At 72.5% G+C, this 26,260-nt stretch carries 23 protein-coding genes; 14 read left to right on the top strand and 9 right to left on the bottom strand.

The window, feature by feature from the left end:
* Nucleotides 1-93: 93 nt before the first annotated feature.
* Nucleotides 94-1,020, top strand: a complete 927-nt coding sequence (locus ACL06G_RS14495) for a sirohydrochlorin chelatase (RefSeq protein ID WP_412787066.1) — start codon at nt 94-96, stop codon at nt 1,018-1,020.
* A 103-nt stretch (nt 1,021-1,123) separates the two neighbouring features.
* On the opposite strand, the gene ACL06G_RS14490 is transcribed toward ACL06G_RS14495, so the two are convergent.
* From ACL06G_RS14490 to ACL06G_RS14480, 3 genes are all read right to left on the bottom strand, one after another.
* On the bottom strand, nt 1,124-2,755 hold the full coding sequence (locus tag ACL06G_RS14490; RefSeq protein ID WP_412787065.1) for an FUSC family protein: 1,632 nt from the start codon (nt 2,753-2,755) through the stop codon (nt 1,124-1,126).
* A gap of 115 nt (nt 2,756-2,870) precedes the next feature.
* A complete protein-coding gene (locus ACL06G_RS14485; RefSeq protein ID WP_412835992.1) occupies nt 2,871-4,469 on the bottom strand; it encodes a bifunctional phosphatase PAP2/diacylglycerol kinase family protein in 1,599 nt (532 codons plus the stop codon).
* Nucleotides 4,470-4,609: 140 nt separating this feature from the next.
* Nucleotides 4,610-5,242 carry a GNAT family N-acetyltransferase gene (locus ACL06G_RS14480; RefSeq protein ID WP_412787063.1) on the bottom strand — a complete coding sequence of 211 codons (633 nt, stop codon included), beginning with the start codon at nt 5,240-5,242 and terminating at the stop codon, nt 4,610-4,612.
* A gap of 188 nt (nt 5,243-5,430) precedes the next feature.
* On the opposite strand from ACL06G_RS14480, the gene ACL06G_RS14475 reads away from it, so the two are divergent.
* Both ACL06G_RS14475 and ACL06G_RS14470 read left to right on the top strand, forming a co-directional pair.
* The gene (locus ACL06G_RS14475; protein WP_412835991.1) at nt 5,431-6,171 is read left to right on the top strand and encodes a flavodoxin family protein; all 741 of its coding nucleotides are present in this window, start codon (nt 5,431-5,433) and stop codon (nt 6,169-6,171) included.
* Nucleotides 6,172-6,180: 9 nt separating this feature from the next.
* The gene (locus ACL06G_RS14470) at nt 6,181-7,155 is read left to right on the top strand and encodes a DUF5996 family protein (protein WP_412835990.1); all 975 of its coding nucleotides are present in this window, start codon (nt 6,181-6,183) and stop codon (nt 7,153-7,155) included.
* 27 nt (nt 7,156-7,182) lie between these two features.
* Here the strand turns inward: ACL06G_RS14470 and ACL06G_RS14465 are convergent, their stop codons facing one another.
* Nucleotides 7,183-8,715, bottom strand: a complete 1,533-nt coding sequence (locus ACL06G_RS14465) for an MFS transporter (protein WP_412835989.1) — start codon at nt 8,713-8,715, stop codon at nt 7,183-7,185.
* Between the two features lie 170 nt (nt 8,716-8,885).
* Nucleotides 8,886-9,308 (bottom strand): YjbQ family protein, encoded by a 423-nt coding sequence (locus tag ACL06G_RS14460; protein WP_412787059.1) that lies wholly within the window; start codon nt 9,306-9,308, stop codon nt 8,886-8,888.
* Nucleotides 9,309-9,747: 439 nt separating this feature from the next.
* On the opposite strand from ACL06G_RS14460, the gene ACL06G_RS14455 reads away from it, so the two are divergent.
* The gene (locus ACL06G_RS14455; RefSeq protein WP_412787058.1) at nt 9,748-11,034 is read left to right on the top strand and encodes an exo-beta-N-acetylmuramidase NamZ family protein; all 1,287 of its coding nucleotides are present in this window, start codon (nt 9,748-9,750) and stop codon (nt 11,032-11,034) included.
* Between the two features lie 853 nt (nt 11,035-11,887).
* Entirely contained in the window at nt 11,888-12,568 is a 681-nt protein-coding gene (locus ACL06G_RS14450) for a hypothetical protein (protein WP_412835988.1), read from the top strand.
* A gap of 3 nt (nt 12,569-12,571) precedes the next feature.
* Here the strand turns inward: ACL06G_RS14450 and ACL06G_RS14445 are convergent, their stop codons facing one another.
* Entirely contained in the window at nt 12,572-13,090 is a 519-nt protein-coding gene (locus ACL06G_RS14445; protein WP_412787054.1) for an O-acetyl-ADP-ribose deacetylase, read from the bottom strand.
* Nucleotides 13,091-13,182: 92 nt separating this feature from the next.
* Between ACL06G_RS14445 and ACL06G_RS14440 the strand changes: the two genes are divergently transcribed.
* From ACL06G_RS14440 to ACL06G_RS14405, 8 genes are all read left to right on the top strand, one after another.
* Nucleotides 13,183-14,259 (top strand): DUF2332 domain-containing protein, encoded by a 1,077-nt coding sequence (locus ACL06G_RS14440; RefSeq protein WP_412787053.1) that lies wholly within the window; start codon nt 13,183-13,185, stop codon nt 14,257-14,259.
* 60 nt (nt 14,260-14,319) lie between these two features.
* Nucleotides 14,320-14,691, top strand: coding sequence for a VOC family protein (locus tag ACL06G_RS14435; protein WP_412787052.1), 372 nt, complete (start codon nt 14,320-14,322; stop codon nt 14,689-14,691).
* The gene (locus ACL06G_RS14430; protein WP_412835987.1) at nt 14,678-15,244 is read left to right on the top strand and encodes a hydrogenase maturation protease; all 567 of its coding nucleotides are present in this window, start codon (nt 14,678-14,680) and stop codon (nt 15,242-15,244) included. Before ACL06G_RS14435 ends, ACL06G_RS14430 begins: the two co-directional genes overlap by 14 nt.
* 109 nt (nt 15,245-15,353) lie before the next feature.
* Nucleotides 15,354-16,523, top strand: a complete 1,170-nt coding sequence (locus ACL06G_RS14425; RefSeq protein ID WP_412787050.1) for a 4Fe-4S dicluster domain-containing protein — start codon at nt 15,354-15,356, stop codon at nt 16,521-16,523.
* On the top strand, nt 16,520-16,996 hold the full coding sequence (locus ACL06G_RS14420; RefSeq protein WP_412787049.1) for a cyclic nucleotide-binding domain-containing protein: 477 nt from the start codon (nt 16,520-16,522) through the stop codon (nt 16,994-16,996). Before ACL06G_RS14425 ends, ACL06G_RS14420 begins: the two co-directional genes overlap by 4 nt.
* Nucleotides 16,993-17,802 (top strand): FAD/NAD(P)-binding protein, encoded by an 810-nt coding sequence (locus tag ACL06G_RS14415; RefSeq protein ID WP_412835986.1) that lies wholly within the window; start codon nt 16,993-16,995, stop codon nt 17,800-17,802. The genes ACL06G_RS14420 and ACL06G_RS14415 overlap by 4 nt, the downstream gene beginning before the upstream one ends.
* A gap of 1 nt (nt 17,803) precedes the next feature.
* Nucleotides 17,804-18,592, top strand: coding sequence for an NADH-quinone oxidoreductase subunit B family protein (locus ACL06G_RS14410; protein WP_412835985.1), 789 nt, complete (start codon nt 17,804-17,806; stop codon nt 18,590-18,592).
* Nucleotides 18,589-19,968: a Ni/Fe hydrogenase subunit alpha gene (locus ACL06G_RS14405; RefSeq protein ID WP_412787046.1), complete on the top strand. Its 1,380-nt coding sequence runs from the start codon at nt 18,589-18,591 to the stop codon at nt 19,966-19,968. Before ACL06G_RS14410 ends, ACL06G_RS14405 begins: the two co-directional genes overlap by 4 nt.
* Before the next feature lie 91 nt (nt 19,969-20,059).
* Here ACL06G_RS14405 and ACL06G_RS14400 read toward each other — a convergent pair whose 3' ends face one another.
* From ACL06G_RS14400 to ACL06G_RS14390, 3 genes are all read right to left on the bottom strand, one after another.
* On the bottom strand, nt 20,060-21,886 hold the full coding sequence (locus ACL06G_RS14400) for an ABC transporter ATP-binding protein (protein WP_412835984.1): 1,827 nt from the start codon (nt 21,884-21,886) through the stop codon (nt 20,060-20,062).
* 73 nt (nt 21,887-21,959) lie between these two features.
* A complete protein-coding gene (locus tag ACL06G_RS14395; protein WP_412787044.1) occupies nt 21,960-22,721 on the bottom strand; it encodes a L,D-transpeptidase family protein in 762 nt (253 codons plus the stop codon).
* Between the two features lie 53 nt (nt 22,722-22,774).
* Nucleotides 22,775-23,566, bottom strand: a complete 792-nt coding sequence (locus ACL06G_RS14390) for a metal-dependent hydrolase (protein WP_412787043.1) — start codon at nt 23,564-23,566, stop codon at nt 22,775-22,777.
* Between the two features lie 137 nt (nt 23,567-23,703).
* Here ACL06G_RS14390 and ACL06G_RS14385 point away from each other — a divergent pair, with 137 nt between their 5' ends.
* On the top strand, nt 23,704-26,232 hold the full coding sequence (locus tag ACL06G_RS14385) for a DEAD/DEAH box helicase (RefSeq protein WP_412836019.1): 2,529 nt from the start codon (nt 23,704-23,706) through the stop codon (nt 26,230-26,232).
* Nucleotides 26,233-26,260 lie beyond the last annotated feature (28 nt).

Here is a 26,260-nt window from a genome sequence, read left to right as displayed (position 1 = left end):
GGGGCGTGCGACACGCGGTGGAAAAGGGGACATGTGTCACTGTTCACCCCCGGTCGAACAGGATGGGCCTTCGAGGGATTAACATGCGGGCGCATGAGCTCCCCCACTCCCGGGCCGGACAACGGCCTGCCTGTACGAATGCCGCGTCCCCGCAGGTCCGGACGACACCGTCGGCCGGAGCCCGTGGTCGCTCCGGAGAACGCACCGGCGCTGGTGCTGGCGGTTCCCGGTGAGCCGACCTCCGCATCCCGTGGCCTGGCCGAGGAGATCGCGAGCATCGCCCGTTCCGAGCTGCCGGGTCTGGACGCCCGGATCGGTTACGTGGAAGGCGACGACAGCACCGACTTCCCGGCGCTGGGGGCGGTCCTCTCCCGTGCCGCCGAGGATCGGGCCGTGCCGGGTGCCGAGGGGGTCGCGTCCGCGGACGCCCAGGTGTCCGACGGGCCGCCGGCCGTCGTCGTGCCCCTGCTGGCCGGGCCGGACGCCGCCCACATGCGGCACATACGGCAGGCGGTGCTGAACAGCGGTTCCGGGGCCGAACTGACCGACGTCCTGGGCCCCCACCCCCTGCTCGCGGAGGCGGTGCACGTCAAGCTGTCCGAGGCGGGCCTGGCCCGCGCCGACCGGGCGCGCCTGTTCACCGTGGCGACCGCGGCGGACGGCATCATCCTCGCCAGCCTCGGCGGCGAGGAGGCCGTGCAGGCCGCTGGCATCACCGGCATGCTGCTCGCTGCCCGGCTGGCGGTTCCCGTGCTGGCCGCCGGGCTGGACGAGGAGGGCGCGATCGCGCGGGCGGCCGGCCAGCTGCGTGAATCCGGTTCGCAGCAACTGGCCGTGGCACCCTGCCTGATCGGCCCCGAGATCCCGGCGGGTCTGCTGCAGGCGGCCGCGGAGGAGGCCGGCTCCTCAGCGGCCGAACCGCTGGGCCCGTACCCGGCGCTGGGAAAACTGGTGGCCTCCGCCTACGGCGCGAAGCTCGGCCTGCCGCAGCAGCCCCAGCAGGGCATGCCGGCACGCTGACGCCCGAGGGCGCCGCCGCTGCGAACGGCCGCGGCGGCGCCGCACGCCGGGACGCCGCACATCGGGACGGTGCCGAGCCGGCCCCGGGCCGCTCGCGCGCCCGTCAGGCCGCTGTTGTCAGCGGCGCCCGGGTCGGCGCGTGCACCGGCTCCGCGAGGTCGACCAGTGCTGCCTCCAGCTCGTGGAGGTGGCCCAGGGCCCGGTCGTGGCAGGCCGCCCGTGCAGGTCCGCGCGGTGTCCGCGGCGCAGGGGCAGTGGGGTCGCCGGAGGGCGCGTGCGGTTCCACGAGGCGGCCGACGGCCTCCTCGACACGGCGGCAGGCCTCCGTCAGGCGAGCGTCGTGCGAGGCGGCGGGGTCGTCGGCGACGTCGGCCAGGGCGCGGGCCCGCAGGGCGCAGTCGTCCAGCAGTGCCAGCACCTCACGGGCACGGGCCCTTCGTGCGACCAGTGGGTTCAGGGGGTGCACCAAGGGAGCCAGGGAGCTGCGCGCCCGCCCGAGCAGCAGTTCGAGCTCGACGATGCGGGTCCGGGGATCGGCGGCGAGATCGCCCGAGAGGCGACGGGCCGCGTCGCGGGCGCAGGCGTGCACGCAGTGCACCGTCCGCCGGATCCATGCGTTCGTGGCGGCGTGCGTGGTGACGGGCAGCACGAGGGCGACGGCGACGGCAGCGGCGAGGGCACCGATCGCCGTCTCCAGCAGGCGCAACTCCAGGAGACCAGGACGCAGGATGCCGAGGGCGCCGTACATCAGTCCGACCAGGACCGTCACGAAGAACATCATCCAGCTGTAGGACACCGCGGCGGTGTAGAAGATCCCGAACACGCAGCAGGCCAGCAGCGCCACGGTGGGCAGCGGGGCGCCGTCGACGGGGACGGCGATCCACATGCCGGCGACGATGCCGAGCAGCGTGCCGAGGACGCGGCGGAACCCCCGCACCAGCGTCTCGCCCCGGGACGCGGTGTTCACGAAGATCCACCAGGCCGCGCCGACGGCCCAGTACCAGCGCTGGGTGGAGACCGCCTGCCCGGCGGTCAGTGCCAGGGCGCAGGCGACGGTGACCTGGACCGCGAGGCGGGTGGTCGGTCGCTGCAGCCCCCGTCCTTCCGGCGGCGCGGGAGCGGCGGGCGGGGGTGTGCGGCGCTCGATGCACCACAGGCCGAATCGGACCGCCGACGCGGCCGCGAGGGATAGGACAAGAGCGGCGTTCAACCGCCAGGCTCCCTCGAATCCCGTGGTCAGGAACTGGGCGGCGAAGAACATCATGAATGCGAAGATGCCCAGTGCGTGCCCCCGCGGTCCCCAGCGGCGTGCGTAGGCACCGGCGAAGGTCACGGCGAGGAACGCGGCGTCCCTGGCGAGCGGAACGTCCCGCAGCGCGAGAGCGAGGGACAGGACGGGGATGCCTGCCGCGGGCAGCAGGGCGACGGTGGCGGCCTGGCCCCGCACCGTCCGGTCGGTCACGGTGAAGAGGGCCAGCAGCGCGGTCAGGCCGCCGACGACGGTGCACTCGAGCGGCAGCCCGACCGCGGCGGGCGCGGCGGCTGCCACGCCCACGCCGAGCACTGCGCGCGAGGCCTGACGCAGGCGCAACCTGCCCGGGTCCGGTGCGAGGACCCTGCGCCGGACGGCCCTGGTTCCGCTCCCTCGCCGGCGACGCCGATGGTTCGACGGCCGGCTCACCGTCACGTCGTCCGCTGCCACGACCCTCCGTCCACAGGATACGACTGTCCGCATAGTGATACGACAGCAGGAAAGCATCCTCTGCCTGGGTCAACCAAATTGCGGAAGCCGGTGGTGACGGACCTCACGGGCACGCGGCGGGCGCGTCAGCCCTCGAGGACGGAGGCGGTCAGTACGGCCCGCGGTCCATCGGCCGGTACACCGTCAGCGCCTCGTGGTGCTTGTCGATCAGCAGCTCCCGGGGGGCCTCCGCCACTTCGCCGTCGAAGGCCAGGTGGATGCCCGCAGGAATGTCGGTGATGCGCAGCCGCCGCAGCCGCGCGGTGCTGTGGACAGGGGAACGACCGACGACGCTGGTGAGCGCGGCCGTGAGGAGGCGGGACCGGGGCCAACGGCCACCGGGCACCACGCGGACGTCCAGCAGGCCGTCGGCCAGGTCGTGGCGCCGCACCGGTGTCAGGCCGATGCCACGGTAGGAGCAGTTGCCGACGAACAGCTGCCACATGGGCCGCTGCCGGCCTCCGAGTCCGGCCTGCACGGGGCCTGCCGTGCGCAGCACGCGCATCGCCGCGAGCACGCCTGCGGGCCAGGCACCGATGCGGGGAGCCCACCGCTCCCGCATGCGGACGAGTTCGGGGTACGAGCCGAGGCTGAAGGTGTTGAGGAAGTACCCGGCTCCGCGCGCCGAGCGGGAACCGGGGGTGAATCGGCCGAGGTCCACGGCGACCGCCTCACCCGCGGCCACGGCCCGGCAGGCGTCCTCCACCGTCTCGATACCAAGGTCGTAGGCGAAGTGGTTCCTGGTGCCGCCGGGCAGCACCGCCAGCGGAAGACGGTGCCGCAGTGCGGTGCGCGCCGCGGCGTTGATCGTGCCGTCGCCCCCTAGGACACCCAGGGCGCCGCCAGCGGCCTTGGCGCGGGCGGCGGCGTCCTCGAACAACGCGGTGAGGTCGTCGGAACGCGGATCGCACAGCACGACCTCGGCATCGGGCAGCGCCGCTCGGAGGGCTGCCGCACCGTCGGGTTCGGGCGCGGTCTCCCGGGCGCCCGGCGCGGGTTCGGCCGTCCGCTGGCCCGAAGCGGCGTTGGCCACCATGACCAGGCCCTTGCCGCCGCGCAGGGCCGGGGCGTCCGCGATGGGTCGCGCGGGGGCGGGAAGCTGGTCGCGGGTGGGGGCGAGACCGCGGACGGCGAAAGCGGCTCCCACGCCGAGGGCCGCTCCCGCCAGCACGTCGCCCGGATAGTGCACGCCCGTGTAGACCCGCGAGAAGGCGATCGCGGCGGCGAGCGGTGCCACGGCGGCACCCCAACGCCGCGACTCGAGCGCCACGCCGGTGGTGAAGGCCGCCGCGGAGGCCGCGTGCCCCGACGGGAACGAGGTGGTGACCGGCTGCGCGTGGAGCCGCCGCATCATCGGCACGCCGTCGAGGAGGGGGCGGGCCCTGCGGACGGCGCCCTTTCCGAGGGTGTTCACCGTGGCCGACGCGAGGGCGAGGGAGGCCACTCCGCGCAGCGCGGTGCGCCGCGCCGTCGGACGACGGGTCGCGGCGATCCCGGCCGCGACCGCGAACCACAGCGCACCGCGATCGGCGGCGCGGCTGAGGGTGGGCAGCACCCGGTCGCCACCCGGCCAGTGGCGCGCGGCCACCTGCCGGAAGAGACGGTGGTCCCAGTTCCTGACACGGTGCGAGTGCGGCACCCATCGTGCGGCGGTGGTTGCGGAGCCGTCGGCGCCGCGGAAGAGGGCCGGGAAGGCCTCTCGAGTCATCTCGTCCCCTCGTGGAGCGTGCGGCCCGACCTTGCCGTCGGGCCTCGTGGCGGTGACGGTACCCACGCGCCGCGCATCCACTACTGCACGGGGGAACGTCCCTCCACTTGGTGCCGTCGAGTACGCCCCGACCCGTCCGTTCAGCTCTGCACCGTTCCGCGCCCGCCGACATCGCCCGGCGCCGGCACGCCTCGCGCATCCGGATGCAGGTCCGCCCCGTACTGCCGTCCGGGGAGCGGCCTGTCGAGGTCGCCGGCACGGAGCCGGTAGACCTGCAGCCGCAGGTCGTAGTACTTCTCCGTCTCTCCCACCCACTCCATTCCGATGCGCCGGGCCGTGGCCGCGGCGCGGGTGTTGGCGGGGCGCACCACGGCGAACAGTTCCTCCACCCCGGGCTGCCGCAGGGCCCAGTGCGCTGCGGTGTGACCGGCCTCGGAGGCGTAGCCCCGGCCCCAGGCAGCCGGGGCCAGTTGCCAACCGATCTCCAGGTCCTCGCCGCGGGGCGGCAGATAGAGCAGGTGAATGCCACCGACGACCCGCCGCTCCCCCGCCAGTTCGACCGCCCACCTCCCGGTGGGCGGCGTCGCCCGGTGGTCCTCGGCGATCCACTGCTGCAGCACCAGACGCATCGCCTGCTCGTCGCTGACCGTGTCCATCGCGGGGCTGAGCCAGCGCGAGACCTCCGGGCGACCGTAGATCGCCAGCGCCGCGTCGACGTCGTCCAGGGTCCACGGCCTCAGGGTCAGCCGCGCCGAAGTGAGGCTGGGGGCCATCGCGTCCTCCTCGTCAACCACCGCCGACCGGGCGGGTGACCCGCTCGACGGCCGCGGACACCCCCGATCTCCGCGGCGGACGTCGGCCGCGCCCCTGCGCCGTCGCGGCACTGCGGACCTGCCGCACAGGCCGTACCGTGCTGAGAAGGGCCCGATCGGATGTTCACCCGCGCCAAGGAGGACCGATCGTGGAGCACACACACCCCACCGCGTCGCCGGGCTCGGAGCCCGACTTCGGCGGGCTGCGAGCCCTCTTCGTCAACGCGACACTGAAGAAGTCGCCGGACGTCAGCAACACCTCCGGTCTGATCGAGCGCAGCGCGGGCCTCATGCGCGGTCACGGTGTCGCCGTCGAGACCGTGCGTGCCGTCGACCACGACATCGCCACCGGTGTGTGGCCGGACATGACCGAACACGGCTGGGAGCGCGATGCCTGGCCGGAGCTCTACCGGCGGGTGCAGGACGCGCACATCCTCGTGCTGTGCGGGCCGATCTGGCTCGGCGACAACAGTTCGGTGATGAAGCGGGTGATCGAGCGGTTGTACGCCTGCTCGAGCCTGCTCAACGACGCCGGTCAGTACGCCTACTACGGCAGGGTCGGCGGATGCCTGATCACCGGGAACGAGGATGGCGTGAAGCACTGCGCCATGAACGTCCTCTACAGCCTGCAGCACCTCGGCTTCACCATCCCGCCGCAGGCGGACGCGGGCTGGATCGGAGAAGCCGGCCCCGGCCCTTCGTACCTCGATCCGGGGTCCGGCGGTCCCACCAACGACTTCACCAACCGCAACACCGCGTTCATGACCTACAACCTGCTCCACGTGGCGGCGCTGCTGCGCGCCGCCGGCGGCATTCCGGCCTACGGCAACCGGCGCACCGAGTGGGACGCCGGGTGCAGCCCCGACTCGGGCAACCCCGAACACCGCTAGGTGAGAACGATGGTCGCACCGCATCCCCGCACGACAGGTTCCCGGCTCGGCGCCACCTGGCCGTCGCTCCGGGTGGCGGACTGGACCGGCACCCGGGACACCCTGCACATGTGGACGCAGATCGTCGGAAAGCTGCGGCTCTCCCATGCACCGCTGCTGAACCACTGGTGGCAGGTGACGCTGTACGTGACTCCCCGGGGGCTGACGACCGGAGCGGTCCCGTTCGACGGCGGCGCCTTCGACGCTGAGTTCGACTTCGTCGACCACCGGCTGCGGCTCCGCAGCAGCGACGGCGCAGCCCGCGAGGTGGGTCTCGCCCCCAAGCCGGTGGCGACGTTCCACGCGGAGACGACCCGGGCGCTCGACGCGCTCGGTATCGGCGTGACGGCCCAGCAGCGCCCCAACGAAGTGGAACCGTCCATTCCGTTCGCCGAGGACGAGCAGCACGCCTCCTACGACGGCGCGGCGGCCCAGCTCTTCTGGCAGCAGCTGCTGCAGGCCCAGCGGGTGATGGAACGGTTCCGGGCGCACTTCACCGGCAAGGTCAGTCCGGTGCACTTCTTCTGGGGCGCGATGGACCTGGCCTGCACGCGCTTCTCGGGCCGGGCGGCGCCTCCGCACCCGGGTGGCGCGCCGCACTGCGGCGACTGGGTGATGGCCGAGGGCTACTCCCGTGAGCTCTCCAGCTGCGGCTTCTGGCCCGGTGGCGGGGAGGAGGGGGCCTTCTACTCGTACGCCTATCCCGAACCCGAGGGCTTCGCCGGCCGTGCCCCCGGTCCCGAGGGCGCCTACTACAGCGTGGAGAACGGACAGTTCCTGCTGCCGTACGAAGCAGTGCGCACCGCCCCCGACCCGGACCGGGCCCTGACGGAATTCCTGCACGCGACCTACGCCGCGGCGGCGGACCTCGGAGGCTGGGACCGTGCACGGCTCGAGGACGACCCCAGGCGCTGGGACGGGCGTGGCGACGCACCCTCCCGCTGAGCGAACGCGGGAGCAGCGGCCCCCGACTCAGCCGCCGGGGGCCGGCTCCGCCGCGGACTCCCCCGCCGCGGCATGCCCGATCGGCTTCATGGTGACCAGCACGGCGGCCAGTACCGCGCCGAGCACCATCACGCCGACCGCCACCCAGGTCGCGGAGGTGAAGCCGTGCACCACGCCCTCGCGGACCACCTCGCGCCGCATCCGCGGGTCGCGCAGGTGCTCCCGGACGTAGTCGGCGGTGATGCTGGTCGCGATGGTGTTGAGCAGTGCGGTGCCGATGGAGCCACCCACCTGCTGGGCGGTGTTGACGGTGGCCGAGGTGACTCCGGAGTCGTGGGGAGCCACTCCCTGCGTCGCGGTCGAGATGACCGGCATGAACGTGCAGCCGAGGCCCAGGCCGAGCAGCAATTCGGCGGGGAGCAGGTGGCTCACGTAGGAGGAGTCCACCGTCAGCCGCGTGAGGATGAACATGCCGCCCGCGGCCAGCAGCATGCCCGGGGCCATCAGCATCCGCGGCTGCACGTACGGGAGCAGGCGGCCGGAGATCTGGGTCGACCCCAGGATGATCGCTGCACTGATGGGCAGATAGGCCAGCCCGGTCTCCAGCGGTGAATATCCGAGGATGCCCTGCAGGTAGTAGGTCAGGAACAGGAACACCCCGAACATGCCGATGGTGGCCATGCCCATCGTGAGGAAGCTTCCGGCCCGGTTGCGGTCCTTCACGATGTGCAGCGGCAGCAGCGGAGTCGGGGCCCTGCGCTGCCACAGCACGAACAGGCACAGCAGCAGCACGCTTCCGCCCAGCAGACCGAGCACCAGAGGGCTGCTCCAGCCGCGCGGTTGAGCCTCGCTCACACCGTAGACCAGGGCGACCAAGCCGCCGCAACCGAGGACGACGCCGGGGATGTCGAGCCGGGCCTCCGCGTTCCCCGGCCGGTCGTGCAGCAGCGTCAGGGCGCCGACGACGGCAAGCACCGCGATGGGCACGTTGACGTAGAGGCACCAGCGCCAGTCGAGGAACTCGGTCAGGATGCCGCCGAGGAGCAGCCCGATCGCAGCACCGGAGCCGGCGATGGCGCCGAAAACGCCGAACGCCTTGCCGCGTTCCTTCGGATCGGTGAAGGTCGTGGAGAGCAGGGAGAGTGCGGAGGGGGCCATCAGCGCGCCGAAGGCCCCCTGGAACGCGCGGGCGACGAACAGCATCTCGGGGCTCACGGCGGCCCCTCCGACCGCGGAGGCGAAGCCGAATCCGATGAGGCCCAGGATGAAGGTGCGCTTGCGGCCGACCCAGTCGGCGACGCGGCCGCCCAGGAGCAGGAGTCCGCCGAAGGCGAGCGTGTAGGCGGTGATGACCCACTGGCGGTTGCTGTCGGACATGTCGAGGGCGCGCTGCGCGGAGGGCAGCGCGACGTTCACGATCGTCGCGTCGAGGACGACCATGAGCTGCGCAAGACCGATGACGACCAGACCCCACCAGCGGTGCGGGTCCTGCGCGCTGTCCGCCTGCTGCATCGTCCCGTCCGGCCGTGGGCCCCGCGAGGGCTCCCGTGCGTCCGCCATAGGCGTCAGAACATCACGGAACCGGGGTCTCGGCATCCGCACGCGGTGGCGGCCCCGCCGGCGCCGGGACGGGACGCCGGGGGCGCCTCCGACTCCACCGAACCTCACGCGTCGGGCGGTTCCGGGCACAGAACCGGGCGGCCGGCGCCGCGGTCCGGCCGTCCGTACACCTATCCGAGGAAACTCAGCCGTACGGTGCGGCGAGGATTGTCCCGGTTGGTGTCCACCAGGCACACCGACTGCCAGGTGCCCAGCTGGAGCCGCCCGTCGAGGACGGGCAACGTGGCGTGCGGGGCCACGAACGCCGGCAGGACGTGGTCGCGCCCGTGGCCGAGGCTGCCGTGGCGGTGCCGCCAGCGGTCGTCGGCCGGCAGCAGGTCGCCGAGCGCGGCGAGCAGGTCGGTGTCGCTGCCTGCGCCGGTCTCCAGCACGGCGACTCCGGCCGTGGCGTGCGGCACGAAGACGTTCAGCAGCCCGTCCGCGCCCCGGGCGTGGCGTTCCAGGAACGTTTCGCACTCCAGGGTCAGATCGGTGACGGACTCCCCCGAGCCGGTGGTGAGCTCGAGGACGTGGGTGCGCAGTCGGTCACTCATACGAGACATCGTCCCTCTTCTCACCGCCGGGAGAACACCCGCCGTGTCGTACAGGCGATCGACTTCTCACGCATGCGGGTGAGGCCTGCACAAAGGGCAGGCGCGCGCCGGGTGCGACGTCCGATGCTGACGGGGTGCGAGTGACGGGCTGCAGACCGTGACCGCGCCTCCCCCGACGGGGGAACGTCCCAGGGGGAGTTGTCCCATCGAAGACATGCATCAAGGAGAAGAACAACCATGGACCTGATCACCAGCCTCGTCGCCGGCATCGTCCACCTCGTGGGCTGGCTCGTCTGACGTCCGACCCCACTGCGCCGTCCTCCCCGTCCCAGGGAGGGCGGCGCTTCGGCGTTCCGGACACGCGGCGTCAGAGCTGTAGACCACTGGCGTGCTGCGTGCCCCCTTGTCCGCGTTTCACCGCCTGGATAGCTTCCGCTGCATGCCTACCCGACGTTCCCTTCTCGCCGGTGGCACCGCCGCCGCGCTCAGCCTCCCCCTCGCCGCCTCGGCCCCGCTCGCAGCCCAGGCCACCCCGCGCAGGGGCAACCGCACGCTCGTACCGGGCGCGGACGTGGCCGCCGAGCAGGAATGGTCCATGCTCCGCGGACGCAAGGTCGGAGTCATCAGCAACCCGACCGGCGTACTCAGCGACGCCCGCCACATCGTCGACTCCATGGCCGCCCGGGAGGAGCTGGACATCGTCGGGGTGTTCGGCCCGGAACACGGGTTCCGCGGCAGCGCCCAGGCCGGCGACTCGGAGGACACCTTCACCGACCCGCGGACCGGTCTGACCGTGTACGACGCCTACGGCGCCGGGACCGAGAAGATGCGGGAGCTGTTCACCACCGCGGGGGCGGACACCGTGGTGTTCGACATCCAGGACGTCGGCGTCCGCTTCTACACCTACATCTGGACCATGTACCGGGCCATGACCGCCGCCCGGGACATCGGTGCCCGCTTCGTCGTACTGGACCGGCCGAACCCGATCGGGCGGTGGGCGGACGGCCCCCTGATGACCGAGGCCTACACCTCCGGAGTGGGACTGAAGCCCATCGTGCAGCAGCACGGCATGACGGTCGGGGAACTCGCCCGCTACTTCAACGGCGAACTGCTGCCCCAGGAGGGCGACGGCGGATCCGTGGACCTGCAGGTCGTGGAATGCCGAGGCTGGGATCCGTACTCCACGCTCGCGGACAACCCGCTTCCGTTCGTTCCGCCGTCCCCCAACATGCCGACCGCCGACACCGCCGCCGTCTACGCCGGCACCGGCTACTTCGAGGGCACGAACCTCTCCGAGGGCCGTGGCACCACCAGGCCGTTCGAACTGGTCGGCGCACCCTTCCTCGACTACCGCTGGAGCGACCGGCTCAACGCCCTGGAGCTGCCGGGCGTGCGCTTCCGCGAGGCGTACTTCAAGCCGACGTTCAGCAAACACACCGGCGAGAACTGCGCGGGCGTGCAGGTGTTCGTGACCGACCCGTCCCGCTTCCGGCCGATCCCGACGGCGGTCGCCATGCTCGTCGAGGCCCACCGCTACTCCGACTTCGCCTGGCGCGAAGACTCCTGGGACCCGGAGCGCCCGTTCTGGATCGACAAGCTGTCCGGCTCCCAGCGGCTGCGCACGATGATCGACGACGGCGCGACGGCCCGGGAGTGCGTGCACGCCTGGCGAGCGGAGGTGAAGGACTTCGAGCGCACCCGCCGCCGGTACCTGCTCTACCGCTGAGGGGACGGCGTGCCCCGGGCACCCGACCCCGGGGCACGGGGAGGGCGGACACCCGCAGCCGCGGAACGGCCGGAGCGGGCGGGAGACGCTGCGGGGACGCTCACCCCTCGCCGCGGCGCAGCACGACGATAGCTGTACCGCGGTCGTCCCACTGCTCCGACTCTCCCCAGCCCTGCGACAGGCGGGCGATCTCGTCCGTGTCCAGCGCGATGTGCCTCTCGACGGACTCCCTGGCGCGGCATCCGGGGCGGCCGTGGCGGACCCGAGGGCGGGAGGGTGCCCCCTCATGTGGCGGAGCACTACGGTTCTCTCACGGTCGATCAGTTGATCGCCTCCGTCCTGGAGCACTACGAGCGCCTCGGCCCCCTCATCGCGGAACAGGTCCGTCACCACGCCGTGGGTGAGGCCGGAGAGGGCCTGGTGCTCGAGGGGTCGGCGCTCCTGCCCGACACCGTCGCCGGTCTGGGGCTTCCCGGCACGGCCGCCGTGTGGCTCACCGCAGACGCGTCGGTGCTCCGCTCCCGTATCCGGCTCTCGAGCGGCCGGGCCGGCGCGACGGACGCGGAGCGCACCCTGATCGACGCCTTCCTGTCCCGAACACTCCGCTACCAGGAACAGGTGCTCGGCACTCCGGCCGGTCCGGAGCGGCTCGACAGCGGGAGGCGTACGCGGGAGGAGTGTGCCGACGCGGTGGTCGCAGCAGCCCGGGCGCAGCTGGCGCAGGGGCCGCCTGCACCGGATCGGCGGCAGCGGCGCAGGGCCCGGACAGGTCCAGGGGCCCAGGACCGAGGTCCGATCGGGATACGCCTGCGGACGGTTCCGCGGAGGACTGCGCGCGGCCCAGCATCGCGACATGGAGAACAGCAGCGGAGCATTGGACGAGGCCCTGCAGAGGCTGCACGCCACCGGCCCGGAGTTCGAGGGATGGCTGTCGAACCACGCCCCCATGGCCGTGGAGGTGCTGTACTGGGCGGCCCGTCATGCGGTCCTCCCGGACCACAGGCACCATCCCGCGGACCGGTCGGCGGACGAGGCGCTGGCCTCCGTCCCCGCGGTGGAGCGGACCGGGGGGATCCGGCAGCGCTTCGCACGGATCGAGGACCTGCCCGCCTGGCCCGCTCGCGATGTCGCGGCGCCCGAGGAGGCCAGGGAACGGATGCGGGAACTCGTCGGGGCGGCGACCCGTCGCTACGCGTTCCGCGCTCACGGCGCCCCGGTGATGCTGGTGCATGCCGCGACGGCGCCGAACGCCGTCCTCCGCACACTTCCGGCGCTTCCCCGGTCGTTGTGGCGACCGAGCCTGCGAGCCGCCTGGGCGGCGAGCGCCGCCGTCACCGCCGCATATGCCTCCGGGGAAGCCGTGCAGGATGCCCCGGCCGGCGCATCGCGCACTCCGCAGGACGTCTTCGCGCGTGCTGCGGCCCACGGGGACGCACACGTCCTCAAGTTCGCCGACACCGCCCTCGACGTGGCCGACGGACCGGCACTCGCGTCGGTGCTGCGGGCGGTGGAACTGATCGGGCCCGACGCGTGACCGTCAGACCTCGGCGCGGAAGGCCTCCTCGGCCGCGGCGTCGAAGACGACGAACCGCACTTCGGTGAAGACGTCGGGCTCCTGACGTGTCACTTCCCGGACGGCGCCGACGGCGAGGCGTGCGGCGTCCCGGAGCGGCCACCGGTACACGCCGGTCGAGACCGCGGGGAAGGCGACCGTACCGGCGCCGAGGTCGCGGGCGACGTGGAGGGATGCGCGGTAGCAGGAGACCAGCAGCTCGGAGCGGTCCTCGGACGCCGCGAACACGGGACCGACGGTGTGAATCACCCACCGCGCGGGGAGCCGCCCCGCCGTGGTGGCGACGGCCCGGCCGGTGGGCAGTCCGCTTCCGTAGTGGGAGGCGCGCAGCGCACGGCAGGCCGCGAGGATGTCGGGGCCGCCCTTGCGGTGGATCGCGCCGTCCACACCACCGCCACCGAGCAACGAGGAGTTGGCGGCGTTGACCACCGCGTCGACCCGCTGTTCGGTGATGTCGCCGCGCACCAGTGTCAGGACGGTCATGCTTCCATCGTGCCACGGGGTGTCCGACGTCACGGAGGGCTGCGCCGGGGCAGGCGCTTGTGTCGGCACGGCCCTCCGGTGATCATCTGCTCATGCCGACCTCTCACCTCGTGCGCATGATCGACTTCCAGGCCGAGGCCTGCGGCGAACTGGGATCCGCACTGTACGAAGCCCTGTTGACCCGTGTCGCGCGGGACGTGCGGGAGGGCGGCGTGTGTGCGCGGGCGCTGGAGGGCTACGAGCAGGCGCCCGGCCCCGACGCGGTGGCACTGCGCCTCATGGGTGGTGTGCACGCGCTGGTGCTGTCCGGACGAGCCCCCGCGCTGGCGCGTCACTACCCCAGCGCCGGCGGTGTGTTCGACCCGGCCCGCGTGGAGGCAGTGTGGGCGGCGTTCCGGTCCGCGCTGGCCGCGGACATGGCCGAGGTCCGGGAGTGGATGACGCGTCCGCCGCAGACCAACGAGGTGGGCCGGGCGAACCTGCTGCTGGCCGGGACTCTGCATGCGGCAGCCCGGCGCCCGATGCCGGTGAGGCTCTTCGAGATCGGTTCCAGCGCGGGACTCAACCTGCGCGCCGACCGGTTCCGGCTGTCCGCGCCCGGACTGTCCTGGGGCGCGCCGGACGCGCCCGTGCACTTGGGGGACGGGTGGCGGGCGCCGGTCCCCGACTGGCTTCTGACCGCCGCCCGACGCACTCCGGATCTCCGCGTCGTGGAGCGGGCAGGCTGCGATCCCGATCCGATCGATCCCCGGTCGCCTGAAGGGGCTCTGGCGCTGCGGGCGTACGTCTGGCCCGATCAGGAGGCCCGCCGGGAACGTCTGGAAGGCGCGCTGCGCCTGGCCTGTCGAGTACCGGCGCCGGTGTCCCGGGCGGGCGCGGCGGACTTCCTTGCCGATGTCCGCCTGCTGCCGGGGACACTGACCGTGGTCTGGCACTCGGTCGTGCGGCAGTACGTGCCGGCCGCCGACTGGGCGCGTGTCGAGGAGGAGTTGACGCGTCTCGGGGAGGCCGCGGGTCCGGACGCCGGTTTCGCGCACGTCGCCTTCGAACCGCGCCGTGTGGCGGACACCCGCCCGTTCCGGTTGTCGGTGCGCGTGGACGGCGGCCACGAGGAGATGCTGGCCGAGGCGCACCCCCACGGTCTGCCCGCGCACGGCCTCCCGCACTGAGCACGCCGTGGTCCGGCGCGGGTGCGTGCCCGCGGGCGATCACCTCGCTACGCTGCGCGCATGCCCGCTCGTTTCAAGGCTCTGACGCTGGACGCCACGGACCATCAGGCACTGGCCGACTGGTGGTGCCGGGCGCTGGGGTACCTGCGGCGGGAAACCCCGGCGGGGCGGGAGAACCGGCCCGAGGAGTGGCCCGTTCCGCTCTACGACCCCACCGGCCACGGGCCTATGCTGTGGCTCATCCCGGTGCCGGAACCGAAGACCGTGAAGAACCGGTTGCACATCGACGTCTACGGCAGCACCGATGAACTGGTCGCACAGGGTGCCGTCGTGATCCGGCGCCGCTCCGGCGACGCGGAGTGGGACGTGCTGGCGGACCCGGAGGGCAACGAGTTCTGCGTGTTCTCGCCGAAACGCCGTGCCACCGGCTGACGGGGTGGCCGTGATCGGCATCGGCAACACCTTCCGCGGGGACGACGGCGTCGGGTGGGCCGTCGTCGCCCACCTCCGGGAGCGATCGGTCCGCTGGGAGGCGCCTCCCGTCCTCGCCCGGTCCGACGGGGACCCCGGTCGGCTGATCGCCCTGTGGGAGGACACCGCTCTCACGGTCGTCGTGGACGCCTGCTTCCCCCGTTCCGCCACGCCCGGGCGCGTGCACCGGTGGTGCGCCGTGTCGCTGACGGCTGCGCTGCATTCCGCGGCCGCTGGACGTCACAGCACGCACGGCTTCGGGCCGGCCGAGGCGCTGCGGCTCGGGGACGCGCTGGGCCGCCGCCCCGAGCGGCTCGTCGTCTACGGGGTCGAGGGCGCGGACCGTTCACTCGGTACCGGCCTCACCCGAGCGGTGGCGGCCCGGGTGCCGGAACTGGCACGCCGGATCGAGGCGGAGATCCGGCACCATCAGGCATCCGCCGCCGGGAGGGAGCGCCGCGGGGCCGCACGGGACGACACGCCGCGGCCGCTTGGGGACCCGGAGGACACGTAGCTGACAGGCTGTCGGTGACCCAGCGGGTGGTGTACGGACCGCGCTGCGGCGGACATCGTCCGCACCGCCCGGTGTTCGGGTCGCGATGCGCGGAGACGAGGGGCAGAGCATGACCAACCCCGCGGAGGCCCGGAACGGCCCGGTGGATCCGGCGGAGGCCGTACTCGACCGGGAGGGCCTGGCCCGGCTGGTCCAGGTCCTCGCGGACGACGGCCGCACCGTGGTGGGACCCACCGTGCGGGACGGCGCGATCGTCCTCGAGGAGATCGGGACCGCGGACGCCCTGCCCTGGGGCTGGGGTGTCGAGCTGGAGGCCGGACGGTACCGGGTCCGGCCCCGCGAGGACGGAGCCGCCTTCGCGCACAGTGCCGGGCCGCAGTCGTGGAAGTCCTTCCTCCACCCCGAGCATGTCCGGCAGTGGACCGCCGAGCGTGACCCGGGAGGCGGGCTGACCGTTCACGAGGACACGCCGGAGCGCGTCCGGTACGCCTTCCTCGGTGTCCGGCCCTGCGACCTGAGGGCGATTCGGATCCTGGACCGTGTGATGACCGGCGGTCGCCACCAGGACCCCACGTACCTGTCGCGACGGACCGGAACCTTCCTGGTCGCGGCCGAGTGCACCGAGCCGGGTGCCACCTGCTTCTGCGTGTCGATGGGCGCCGGCCCGGCCGCCGACGCCGGGTACGACCTGGCCCTCACCGAGGTCGTGGACGACCGGGGCCACCGCTTCCTGTGCCGCAGCGGCAGTGAGGAGGGCGCGGCGGTGCTCGCGCAGCTCCCCCGCCGCAGCGCGGATGGTTCCACCCGGACGGCGGCAGCGAGGGCGGTGGAGCAGGCGGCCGGCCGCATGGGCCGCTCCATGCCCTCGGTGGACCTCCGCACCCTCCTGCGGGACAACCTGGAGGCGGACCGGTGGGACGACGTCGCCTCCCGCTGCCTGAGCTGCGGCAACTGCACCATGGTCTGCCCGACCTGTTTCTGCACGACCACGGAGGACGTCACCGACCTGACCGGTGATCACGCCGAACGCTGGCGCCGCTGGGACTCGTGCTACGACCTCGACTTCTCCCTCCTCAACGGCGGTCCGGTCCGCGCCTCGCCGCACAGCCGCTACCGCCAGTGGCTCACGCACAAACTGGGAACCTGGCACGACCAGTTCGACAGCTCCGGCTGCGTCGGCTGCGGCCGGTGCATCGTGTGGTGCCCCACCGGCATCGATCTCACCGAGGAGGCCCACGCCCTGCAGCAGGAGGCGGACCGGAAGCAGGACGCCTCGTGACCCCCGGACCTGCGGAGCGGCCGGCCGCGGGGTTCCTCGCGGCGCTCCCCGAGGAGGATCGGGCCCGGCTGGTGTCCCTGGCTCGCGACGCCTCCTTCCCCGCCGCCGCACGGATCTTCGAGGAGGGCGATCCGGCCGAACGGTTCTGGATCCTCCGCTCCGGATCGGTCGCCCTCGACATCCAGGTGCCCGGACGAGGCAGGGCCGTCGTCGAGACGATCGGTCCGGGCGCGCTCCTGGGCTGGTCCTGGCTGTGCCCGCCCCGCGAGTGGCACCTGGGCGCGGAGGCACAGGATTCCGTACAGGCCTGGGAGTTCGAGGCCTCGGCGGTGGAAGCCCTGTGCGTGGAGCGTCCTGTGCTGGGTCTGGCCCTGGTGACCCTGGTCGCGCGGACCATCGGCGAGCGGCTGCGGGCGACGCGGACCCGCCTCCTCGATCTGTACGCGCCCGAGCGGCCCGGAACCTTGCGATGACGCTCGTTCCGCTCGCCCACCGGGTGGTGGAGCGTCACCCCGAGGCCCGCGGCACGGTCACCCTCGTCCTGGAGCCGGACGGCGGGGCCGCGCTGTCCCCCTTCGCGCCGGGGCAGTTCGCGATGCTGTACGCCTTCGGCGTGGGCGAGATCCCGGTGTCGGTGTCCCGGTCGTCCGACGGGCACCGGCTCACGCACACGGTCCGCGCGGCGGGCGCGGTCTCCCGGGCGCTGTGCGGCGTGGAGGTGGGGGCCTCCGTCGGGGTGCGCGGACCGTTCGGCACGGGATGGGATGTCGCGGCGGCGCGCGGCCGGGACGTGCTCGTCGTCGCGGGCGGTATCGGACTCGCTCCGCTGCGCCCCGTGATCGAGGCCGTGCTGGCCGCTCCGCGGGCTCACGGCAGACTCAACGTCCTCGTCGGGGCACGTACCCCCGAGGACGTGCTGTACCGCGAGGAGTTGCCCGTCTGGCGGCAGCCGTTCGCGGGCGTCACCGTCGACCGGCCCTCCGAGGGCTGGACGGGCCGCGTCGGCATCGTCACCACCCTGCTGGCCGAGGCCCGCTTCGATCCCGCCCGTGCCGCGGCGTTCGTGTGCGGCCCGGAGGTGATGATCCGGGCCACCGCACGCGCCCTGCTCCACGAGGGTCTGCACCCCGGCAGCGTCCACGTCTCGCTCGAACGCAACATGCGCTGCGCCACCGGCCACTGCGGGCACTGCCAACTCGGGCCGCTGCTGCTGTGCCGCGACGGCCCGGTCGTCAGCTACGACCGGGCGGAACCGCTGCTCGCCGTGAGGGAGTTGTGACATGAACGCCACCGGGACCGAACCGCCCGACCGGCCCTCGCTCGGGGTCTTCAAGTTCGCCTCCTGCGACGGCTGCCAACTCACCCTCCTCGACTGCGAGGACGAACTTCTCGACCTCGCCCGGCAGGTGAACGTGACGCACTTCCCGGAGGCTTCCAGCAGCGTCGGCACCGGCCCCTGGGACCTGTCGCTCGTCGAAGGGTCCGTCAGCACCCCCGAGCACCTGACGCGGATCCGGCGCATCCGTGCGGAATCGCGGCGTCTGGTGACCATCGGCGCCTGTGCCACGGCCGGCGGCGTCCAGGCGCTGCGCAATCACGCGGACAGCGACGCGTACCTCGCGACGGTCTACGCGCGCCCCGAGTACATCGCGACACTCGCCGAGTCGACGCCGATCTCGGCCCACGTGCCGGTCGACTTCGAACTGCGCGGCTGCCCCATCGACCGTCGCCAGCTCATCGAGGTCGTCACGGCCTTCGTCGCCGGGCGCAGGCCCGACATCCCCGACCACTCCGTCTGCTTCGCCTGCAAGCGACGCGGCAACGTCTGCGTCACCGTCGCCCACGGGACGCCCTGCCTCGGCCCCGTCACCCACGCGGGGTGCGGGGCGCTGTGTCCGACCTACGGACGCGGTTGCTACGGCTGCTTCGGACCTGCCGGCACCACGAACCTCCCCGCTCTCGTCCCCCTCATGCGCCGCGACGGCATGGACGAGGACGACGTCACCAGGTTCCTGCACACCTTCAACACCACCGCCTTCCGGGCCGTGGAGGAGGAGGGGCCGGCATGACCGAAGCCGCCTCGCGCTCCCGCGTACTGCGCCTTCCCGCGCTCGCCCGCGTCGAGGGGGAGACCGCTCTGCACGTGAGAATCCAGGACGGCACGGTGGCGCAGACCCGGCTCAGCATCTACGAACCACCCCGGTTCTTCGAGGCGTTCCTCCGCGGCCGCGCCCACACCGAACCCCCGGACCTCACCTCGCGGATCTGCGGAATCTGCCCCGTCGCCTACCAGGAGAGCGCCTGCCGCGCCGTCGAGGACGCCTGCGGCGTCGTCGTCGGCGGCCCGATCGGGGCGCTGCGCCGCCTGCTGTACTGCGGTGAGTGGATCGAGAGCCAGACGCTGCACATCCACATGCTGCATGCGCCGGACTTCCTCGGCCACGACGACGTGATCGGCCTGTCCCGCTCCCACCGGGAACACGTCGAACGCGGTCTGCGCCTGAAACAGGCCGGGAACGCGGTGATCGAACAACTCGGCGGACGGGCGATCCACCCGGTCAACGTCCGACTCGGCGGTTTCCACCGCACCCCGACCCGGGCCGAACTGCGGCCACTGGCGGAGCGCCTGCGCCGTGCCCTGGACGACGCCTGGGACACCGTCCGATGGGTCGCCGGCTTCGACTTCCCCGACGCGGAGTGCGCCGCCGACCTCCTCGCCCTCTCCGAACCGGACACCTACGCCATCGAGTCGGGCGTCCCCACGGTGCTCCGCCGCGACGGCCCCCTGCTGCCGCGCGGCTTCCCGATCGAGGAGTTCTCCGAGCACGTCGTCGAGGAACAGGTTCCGCACTCCACCGCTCTGCAGTCACGGCTCGACGGACGCCTGCACCTGACGGGTTGCCTGGCCCGCTACGCCCTGAACGGCCATCTACTCTCCCCGACGGCGCTGGAGGCGGCGCGGGAAGCGGGGCTCCCCGACCCGCCTTTCCTGAAGGGCCGGGGCGCGGACGCGGGCGAGGTGTGCGCGAACCCGTACCGGAGCATCCTCGTGCGCGCCGTGGAGGTCCTGTACGCCGTGGACGAGGCGCTCCGCCTCATCGCCGCGTACGAGCGCCCGGCGCGCCCGTACATCCCCGTGCCCGCGCGGCCGGGCACGGGGCACGGGGCCACGGAGGCACCGCGCGGGCTGCTGTACCACCGCTACACGCTCGACGGGAACGGCGCCGTCGCCGACGCCTGCCTGGTTCCGCCGACCGCCCAGAACCAGGGGGCCGTCGAGGAGGACCTGCGCGCAGTGCTCCAGGCCGCCCTCGAGCGCGGAACTCCTTCCGAGGCCGAGCTGACGCGGTTGTGCGAACGTGTCGTGCGCAACCACGACCCGTGCATCTCGTGCTCGGCCCACTTCCTCGACCTGGACGTCGAAGGGCTCCCCGGGGACGGCTGAGGAACGGCCTCCGGGCCCGGCGTCAGCGGCCGCCCGGGGGAACGCCGTCCGCAGGAGCCGGCGCCGGCGCCGAGGGTCGAGGCCCGGTGCTTCAGCGGACGGGAGCGCGGCTCCCGCCGGACGCTCCGGCGTCCCGGTGGACCAGGGCGGCGTATCGCCCGTCGCGTGCGAGGAGTTCGTCGTGGGTGCCGCGTTCTGCGATCCGTCCGGCGTCGAGCACCACGATCCGGTCCGCCCGGCGGACCGTGGACAGCCGATGGGCGATGGTGACCGTGGTGCGTTCTGCGGAGAGCGCCTCGATCGCCTCCTGCACCGCGTGTTCGGTCCGGGTGTCCAGGGCGCTGGTGGCTTCGTCGAGGATCAGGACGGGCGGGTCGCGGAGGATGGCACGGGCCAGCGCGAGGCGCTGCTTCTCTCCTCCGGAGAAGCGGTGTCCGCGCTCTCCGACCACCGTGTCGTAGCCGTCCGGGAGCGCGGCGAGCAGACGGTGGATCTGTGCCGCCTCGGTGGCGGCGACGAGTTCGGCATCGGTGGCCCCGGGACGGGCGAAGCGCAGGTTCTCGGCGACCGAGGCGTGCAGGAGGTAGGTCTCCTGGGAGACCACGGCGACAGCGCGGGCGAGCGTGTCGAAGTCGAGGTCCCGCACGTCGACTCCGTCGAGGAGGACGCGACCCCGGGTGACGTCGTACAGCCGTGGCAGGAGGTGGCCCAGCGTGCTCTTGCCGGAGCCGGTCGGCCCCACGACGGCGAGGCTGCTGCCGGCCGGTACGCGGAGGTCGATGCCGTCCAGCGTGGGCGGCGCGTCCGGCGTGTAGCAGAAGGACACGCCCTCGAAACGCACTTCGCCGCGCGGGGCGGGAAGACGGACGGGTCGCGCAGGTTCGGCGATGTCCACCGTCATGTCGAGGTATTCGAAGATGCGGTGGAACAGGGCGAGGGAGGCCTGCATGTCGACGCCCGTGGAGAGCAGCGAGACGGCGGGGCGCAGCAGGCCCTGCTGGAGCGTGGCGAAGGCGACCAGGGTGCCGAGCGAGAGGGGCGGGCCGCCGAGGTCGAGCAGGAGACCCGCCGCCCAGTAGAGGAGCGGGGGAAGTGCGCCCATGACCATGCCGAGGGTGGCGATGCGCCAGCGTCCGGCGGTGCTGGAGCGGATCTCCAGACGGGCGAGGCGTTCCGATTCGCGGGCGAAGCTCTCGGTGAGCTCGTCGGAGCGGCCCAGGGTGCGGCCGAGGAGGATGCCACTGACCGACAGGGATTCGGTCACCATGGCGGACATCGCCGCCATCTGACGTTGCCGGCGGGCGGCGTGGGCCTTGCGTTCGCGGCCGACGCGGCGGCTGATCCAGACGAAAGCGGGCAGCAGGAGCAGCGAGACGGCGGTGAGGCGCCAGTCGAGTGCGAGCATCGCGCAGACGGTGGCGAGGACGCTGGTGAGGTTCGAGACCAGGGAGGTGGCGGTGGAGGTGACGGTCGCCTGCATGCCGCCGATGTCGTCGGCGATGCGGGACTGGACCTCGCCGGTGCGTGTGCGGGTGAAGAACGCCAGCGACATCCGCTGGAGTTTGGCGTAGACCGCGGTCCGCAGGTCGTGCATCACCTGCTGCCCCACGGTCGTGGAGATCAGGGTCTGCAGGACGCCGAAGATGCTTGTGGTGACCGCGATGAGGATCATGCCGAGGGCCAGCAGGGCGAGCAGCCCGGTGCGCCGCTCGGGGATGGCCGTGTCCAGGATCTCGCGGAGCAGGAACGGGGAGGCGACGGAGACCAGGGAGGAGGCGGCGACCAACAACCCGACGAGCAGGAGCCGTCCGCGGCAGGGCCGGAAGAGGCGGAGGATGCGCCGTACCGGGACGGGCTGCTCGCGGGCCGCGGCGAGGGCGTCGGAGGACGGGGTCCGGTGCGGTGCGTCGCGGTGCAACGGGCTCCTCGGCGGTCGTGGGCGTGCGGCCGAAGGACACGGCGGGTCGGGTGTGCGCGGGCTCCGGCGGCCGTCAGCCTCGGAGGGTGCCGCGGTCGCCCATCACGATCACCGGGTGCCGGTCGGGGTCGAGGGTGCTCAGCAGGTGTTCCATCGCGTCGTCCGGCACGCTCACGCACCCGGAGGTGCCGGTGCCGTTGTCGACGTGCAGCCAGATGAATCCGCCCTTGTCCTGTCCGCGCGGGCGGGTGGGGTCCAGAGGGCTGGTGCCGGGGACACGGTTGTAGTCGATGGCGATGACGTGGTCGAAGTCGTGCTCGGTCCGGTCGTCCCAGTAGGCGGGGGGCGTGAAGGCCGGTGACTGGATGTACGGCAGCCGGGTGCCGTCGGGGGCGGCGCGGACTCCTCCGGCGTCGGTCAGGGTGAAGACGCCGGCGGGGCTGCGCTTGTCGCCCTCGTGGTGGTCCTCGGTCCAGCCGCCCCTGCCGTTGTGGCCCGACCAGCGCTCGTCGAGGTGCCAGGTACCGCCGTCGTTCCGGTTCCACAGCTCCACCCGGGATGCCGCGGCGTCCGGGCCGCGACCCCGGACGAGAACGACCTGGCCGGTGCGTTCCGGGATGCGGCTGCGGAAACGGTCGCCGACGCCGGGGAGGTCCTCCGGGTCGGCGGACGCGCCGTGGCCGGCGCGTTCCTGCGTTCCGTGGTGGCGCGCCGGTGCGTCGTCGCCGCCGCTTGCCGCGGCGCAGCCGGTGAGGAGGACGCCGAGGACGGCCGCGGCGGCGGCCGCGTACCGCACGGGGCCGCCGGGGACCGCGGTCTTCGCTGCTGTGGCCATGCGGACCATGGTCGCATCACCGGCGGCAACCGGCTCGCCCGAGGCGGGGCGGCTCAGAAGAGGTTGAGGGCGTACACGCCGCCGATCCCCCCGACGACCATGAAGGTCGGCATGAGCACCTTGACCTCGACGGGGGCTCCGGCGCGGAACCGCATGGGGCGCGGAGTGCCCAGCGGGTACCAGAAGCGCCCCTTTATCGGTATCGGCCACAGGATCGGGCAGCCGGAGATCGTCAGGGAGTCGCCGATGTCGTGGACGAGCGCGCCGAGCACGATGGGGAGGCCGATCCAGAGGTACTGCAGGCCGTCGCCGCCGAACAGCCACTCCGAGCCGTTGCCGGGCTTGGCCAGGATGTTCCCCAGGATCCATGCGCTGGTGGCACCGAGGAGCCACACCAGCACGTCGCTCGACACCCGGGCCATGCGCCACAGCAGGCCCTCGACGGCGAGCACGACGTGGATGAAGAGGATGACGAGCACCGCCCACCGTCCGCCGAACGCGGCGGCGGCGGCGAATCCCGCGCCGATCAGCAGGGCCCACAGCCAGGTGTGGGTGAGGGTCCGGTGGCCGCCCGAGCGGCGGCGCTCTCCCTTGCCCCGCGTGCTGTTGTAGACGGTTTCCGAGAGCTTGTCGATGATCCCGCACAGGCCGCGGGATATCGGGCCGAACGCGCGGGAGACGGTGGCGGAGCGCTGGTCGAGGTCGGGTGCGAGCGCCGCGCCTGCGCAGATCAGCGCGCCGGCGACGAGTACCGGCCAGGGCATCGGCCGGTCGAGTGCGGCGGCGGCCGCGCCTGCCCCCAGCCAGGCCATTGCTCCGGAGAGCGAGTGTGCCGGTCCCATCATGTTCGATCCCCACCCGGGTTGTGTCGCCTGCTGCACCGCCGTGACCGCGGTCACGCCGCTCGTTCGGCGACACAGCGTAGCGCCCGGTGATCAAGGACGATGCACCGGTTCCCGCGGGGCGGCGCCGGGCAGGCAAGATGGAGGGCGTGACAGCCACCCTTATCGATCAGTTGCCGACCGAAGCCGACCCCGACGCGCTCTTCGAGAGCTTCTCCGACTGGGCGCAGGGGCGGGGTATCAGTCTCTATCCCGCCCAGGAGGAGGCCCTGATCGAAGTGGTCTCGGGCGCGAACGTGGTGCTGTCCACGCCGACCGGTTCCGGCAAGTCGCTGGTGGCGGCGGGCGCGCACTTCGCGGCCCTGGCACGGGACGAGGTGACCTTCTACACGGCTCCGATCAAGGCGCTGGTGTCGGAGAAGTTCTTCGACCTGTGCAAGCTGTTCGGCACCGAGAACGTGGGCATGCTCACGGGGGACGCGTCGGTCAACGCGGATGCCCCGGTGATCTGCTGCACCGCGGAGGTCCTGGCTTCGATCGCCCTGCGGGACGGGAAGAACGCGGACATCGGCCAGGTGGTGATGGACGAGTTCCATTTCTACGCGGAGCCGGACCGCGGCTGGGCCTGGCAGATCCCCCTGCTGGAGCTGCCCCAGGCCCAGTTCGTGCTCATGTCGGCCACCCTGGGCGATGTCTCGCGTTTCGAGGAGGACCTCACCCGGCGCACGGGTCGGGAGACGGCCGTGGTGCGGTCCGCGACGCGCCCGGTTCCGTTGACCTACGAGTACCGTGCGACCGGCATGACGGAGACACTCACCGACCTGCTGGGGAAGCAGCAGGCGCCGGTGTACATCGTGCACTTCACGCAGGCGCAGGCGGTGGAGCGGGCGCAGGCGCTGATGAGCATCAACATGTGCACGCGGGCCGAGAAGGACGAGATCGCGAAGCTGATCGGCAACTTCCGCTTCACCACGAAGTTCGGCCGCAACCTGTCGCGGTACGTGCGGCACGGCATCGGCGTCCATCACGCCGGGATGCTCCCGAAGTACCGCAGGCTGGTGGAACGGCTGGCACAGGCCGGCCTGCTGAAGGTGATCTGCGGGACCGACACCCTGGGAGTGGGCGTCAACGTGCCCATCCGCACGGTGCTGTTCACGGCGCTGAGCAAGTACGACGGCACTCGGGTGCGGACACTCCGCGCCCGCGAGTTCCACCAGATCGCCGGGCGGGCCGGCCGGGCGGGCTTCGACACCTCGGGGTACGTGGTGGCGCAGGCGCCGGAGCATGTCATCGAGAACGAGAAGGCGCTGGCGAAAGCGGGCGACGACCCCAAGAAGCGGCGCAAGGTGGTGCGGAAGAAGGCACCCGAGGGGTTCGTGAACTGGAGCGAGAAGACCTTCGAGAAGCTCATCGGCTCCGACCCCGAGCCGTTGACCTCCCGATTCCGGGTCACTCACGCGATGCTGCTGGCGGTGATCGCCCGCCCGGGTGACGCCTTCACGGCGATGCGGAGCCTGCTCGAGGACAACCACGAGGACCGCCGTGCGCAGTTGCGGCACATCCGCCGTGCCATCGCGGTCTACCGTTCGCTCCTGGACGGCGGAGTGGTGGAGCAGCTGGACGAGCCGGATGCCGAGGGGCGTCGTATCCGCCTCACGGTGGACCTGCAGCAGGACTTCGCGCTCAATCAGCCGCTGTCCACCTTCGCGCTCGCCGCCTTCGAACTGCTGGACCCCGAATCGCCGTCGTACGCCCTGGACATGGTCTCGGTGGTGGAGTCCACGCTGGACGACCCGCGCCAGATCCTGGCCGCCCAGACCAACAAGGCCAAGGGCGAGGCCGTCGCGCAGATGAAGGCGGACGGCATCGAGTACGAGGAGCGCATGGAGCGGCTGATGGACATCACGCACCCGCAGCCCCTCGACGAGCTCCTCTTCCACGCCTACGGCCTGTACCGCAGGTCGCACCCCTGGGTGGGGGACCATCCGCTGTCGCCGAAGTCGGTGATCCGGGACATGTACGAGCGGGCGATGACCTTCACCGAGTTCGTGTCGTTCTACGAGCTGGCCCGCACCGAGGGCGTGGTCCTGCGCTACCTGGCCGGCGCGTTCAAGGCGCTGGAGCACACCGTTCCCGACGACCTGAAGTCGGAGGACTTCCAGGACATCGTGGCCTGGCTGGGCGAGATGGTGCGGCAGGTGGACTCCAGTCTGCTGGACGAGTGGGAGGCCCTGGCGAATCCGGAGGAGGAGTCCGCCGAGGACGCGCAGGAACGGGCGGACCAGGTGAAGCCGGTGACGGCCAATGCGCGGGCCTTCCGGGTGCTGGTGCGCAACGCGATGTTCCGTCGGGTGGAGCTGGCGGCGCTGGACAAGGTGGGCGAACTGGGCGAGCTCGACGCCGACGCGGGCTGGGACGAGGCCGCCTGGGACGAGGCGATGGGTGCCTACTGGGAGGAGCACGACGATCTGGGCACCGGCCCCGACGCCCGCGGTCCGAAGCTGCTGCGGATCGAGGAGGTTCCCGAGGACGCGCTGTGGCGGGTGCGGCAGACCTTCGACGATCCTGCCGGTGACCACGACTGGGGCATCTCGGCGGAGGTCGACCTCACGGCTTCCGACGCGGAGGGACGTGCCGTCGTCCGGGTCACCTCGGTGGACCGGCTGTGACGCGGCGGCGGTGGCATCGGCCGTCGGC

The sequence above is a fragment of the Streptomyces callyspongiae genome (assembly GCF_047200695.1).
GTDB lineage: Bacteria > Actinomycetota > Actinomycetes > Streptomycetales > Streptomycetaceae > Streptomyces.
The sequence above is the reverse complement of the archived record's forward strand: the minus strand, read 5'-3'. Positions and strand labels throughout refer to the sequence as shown.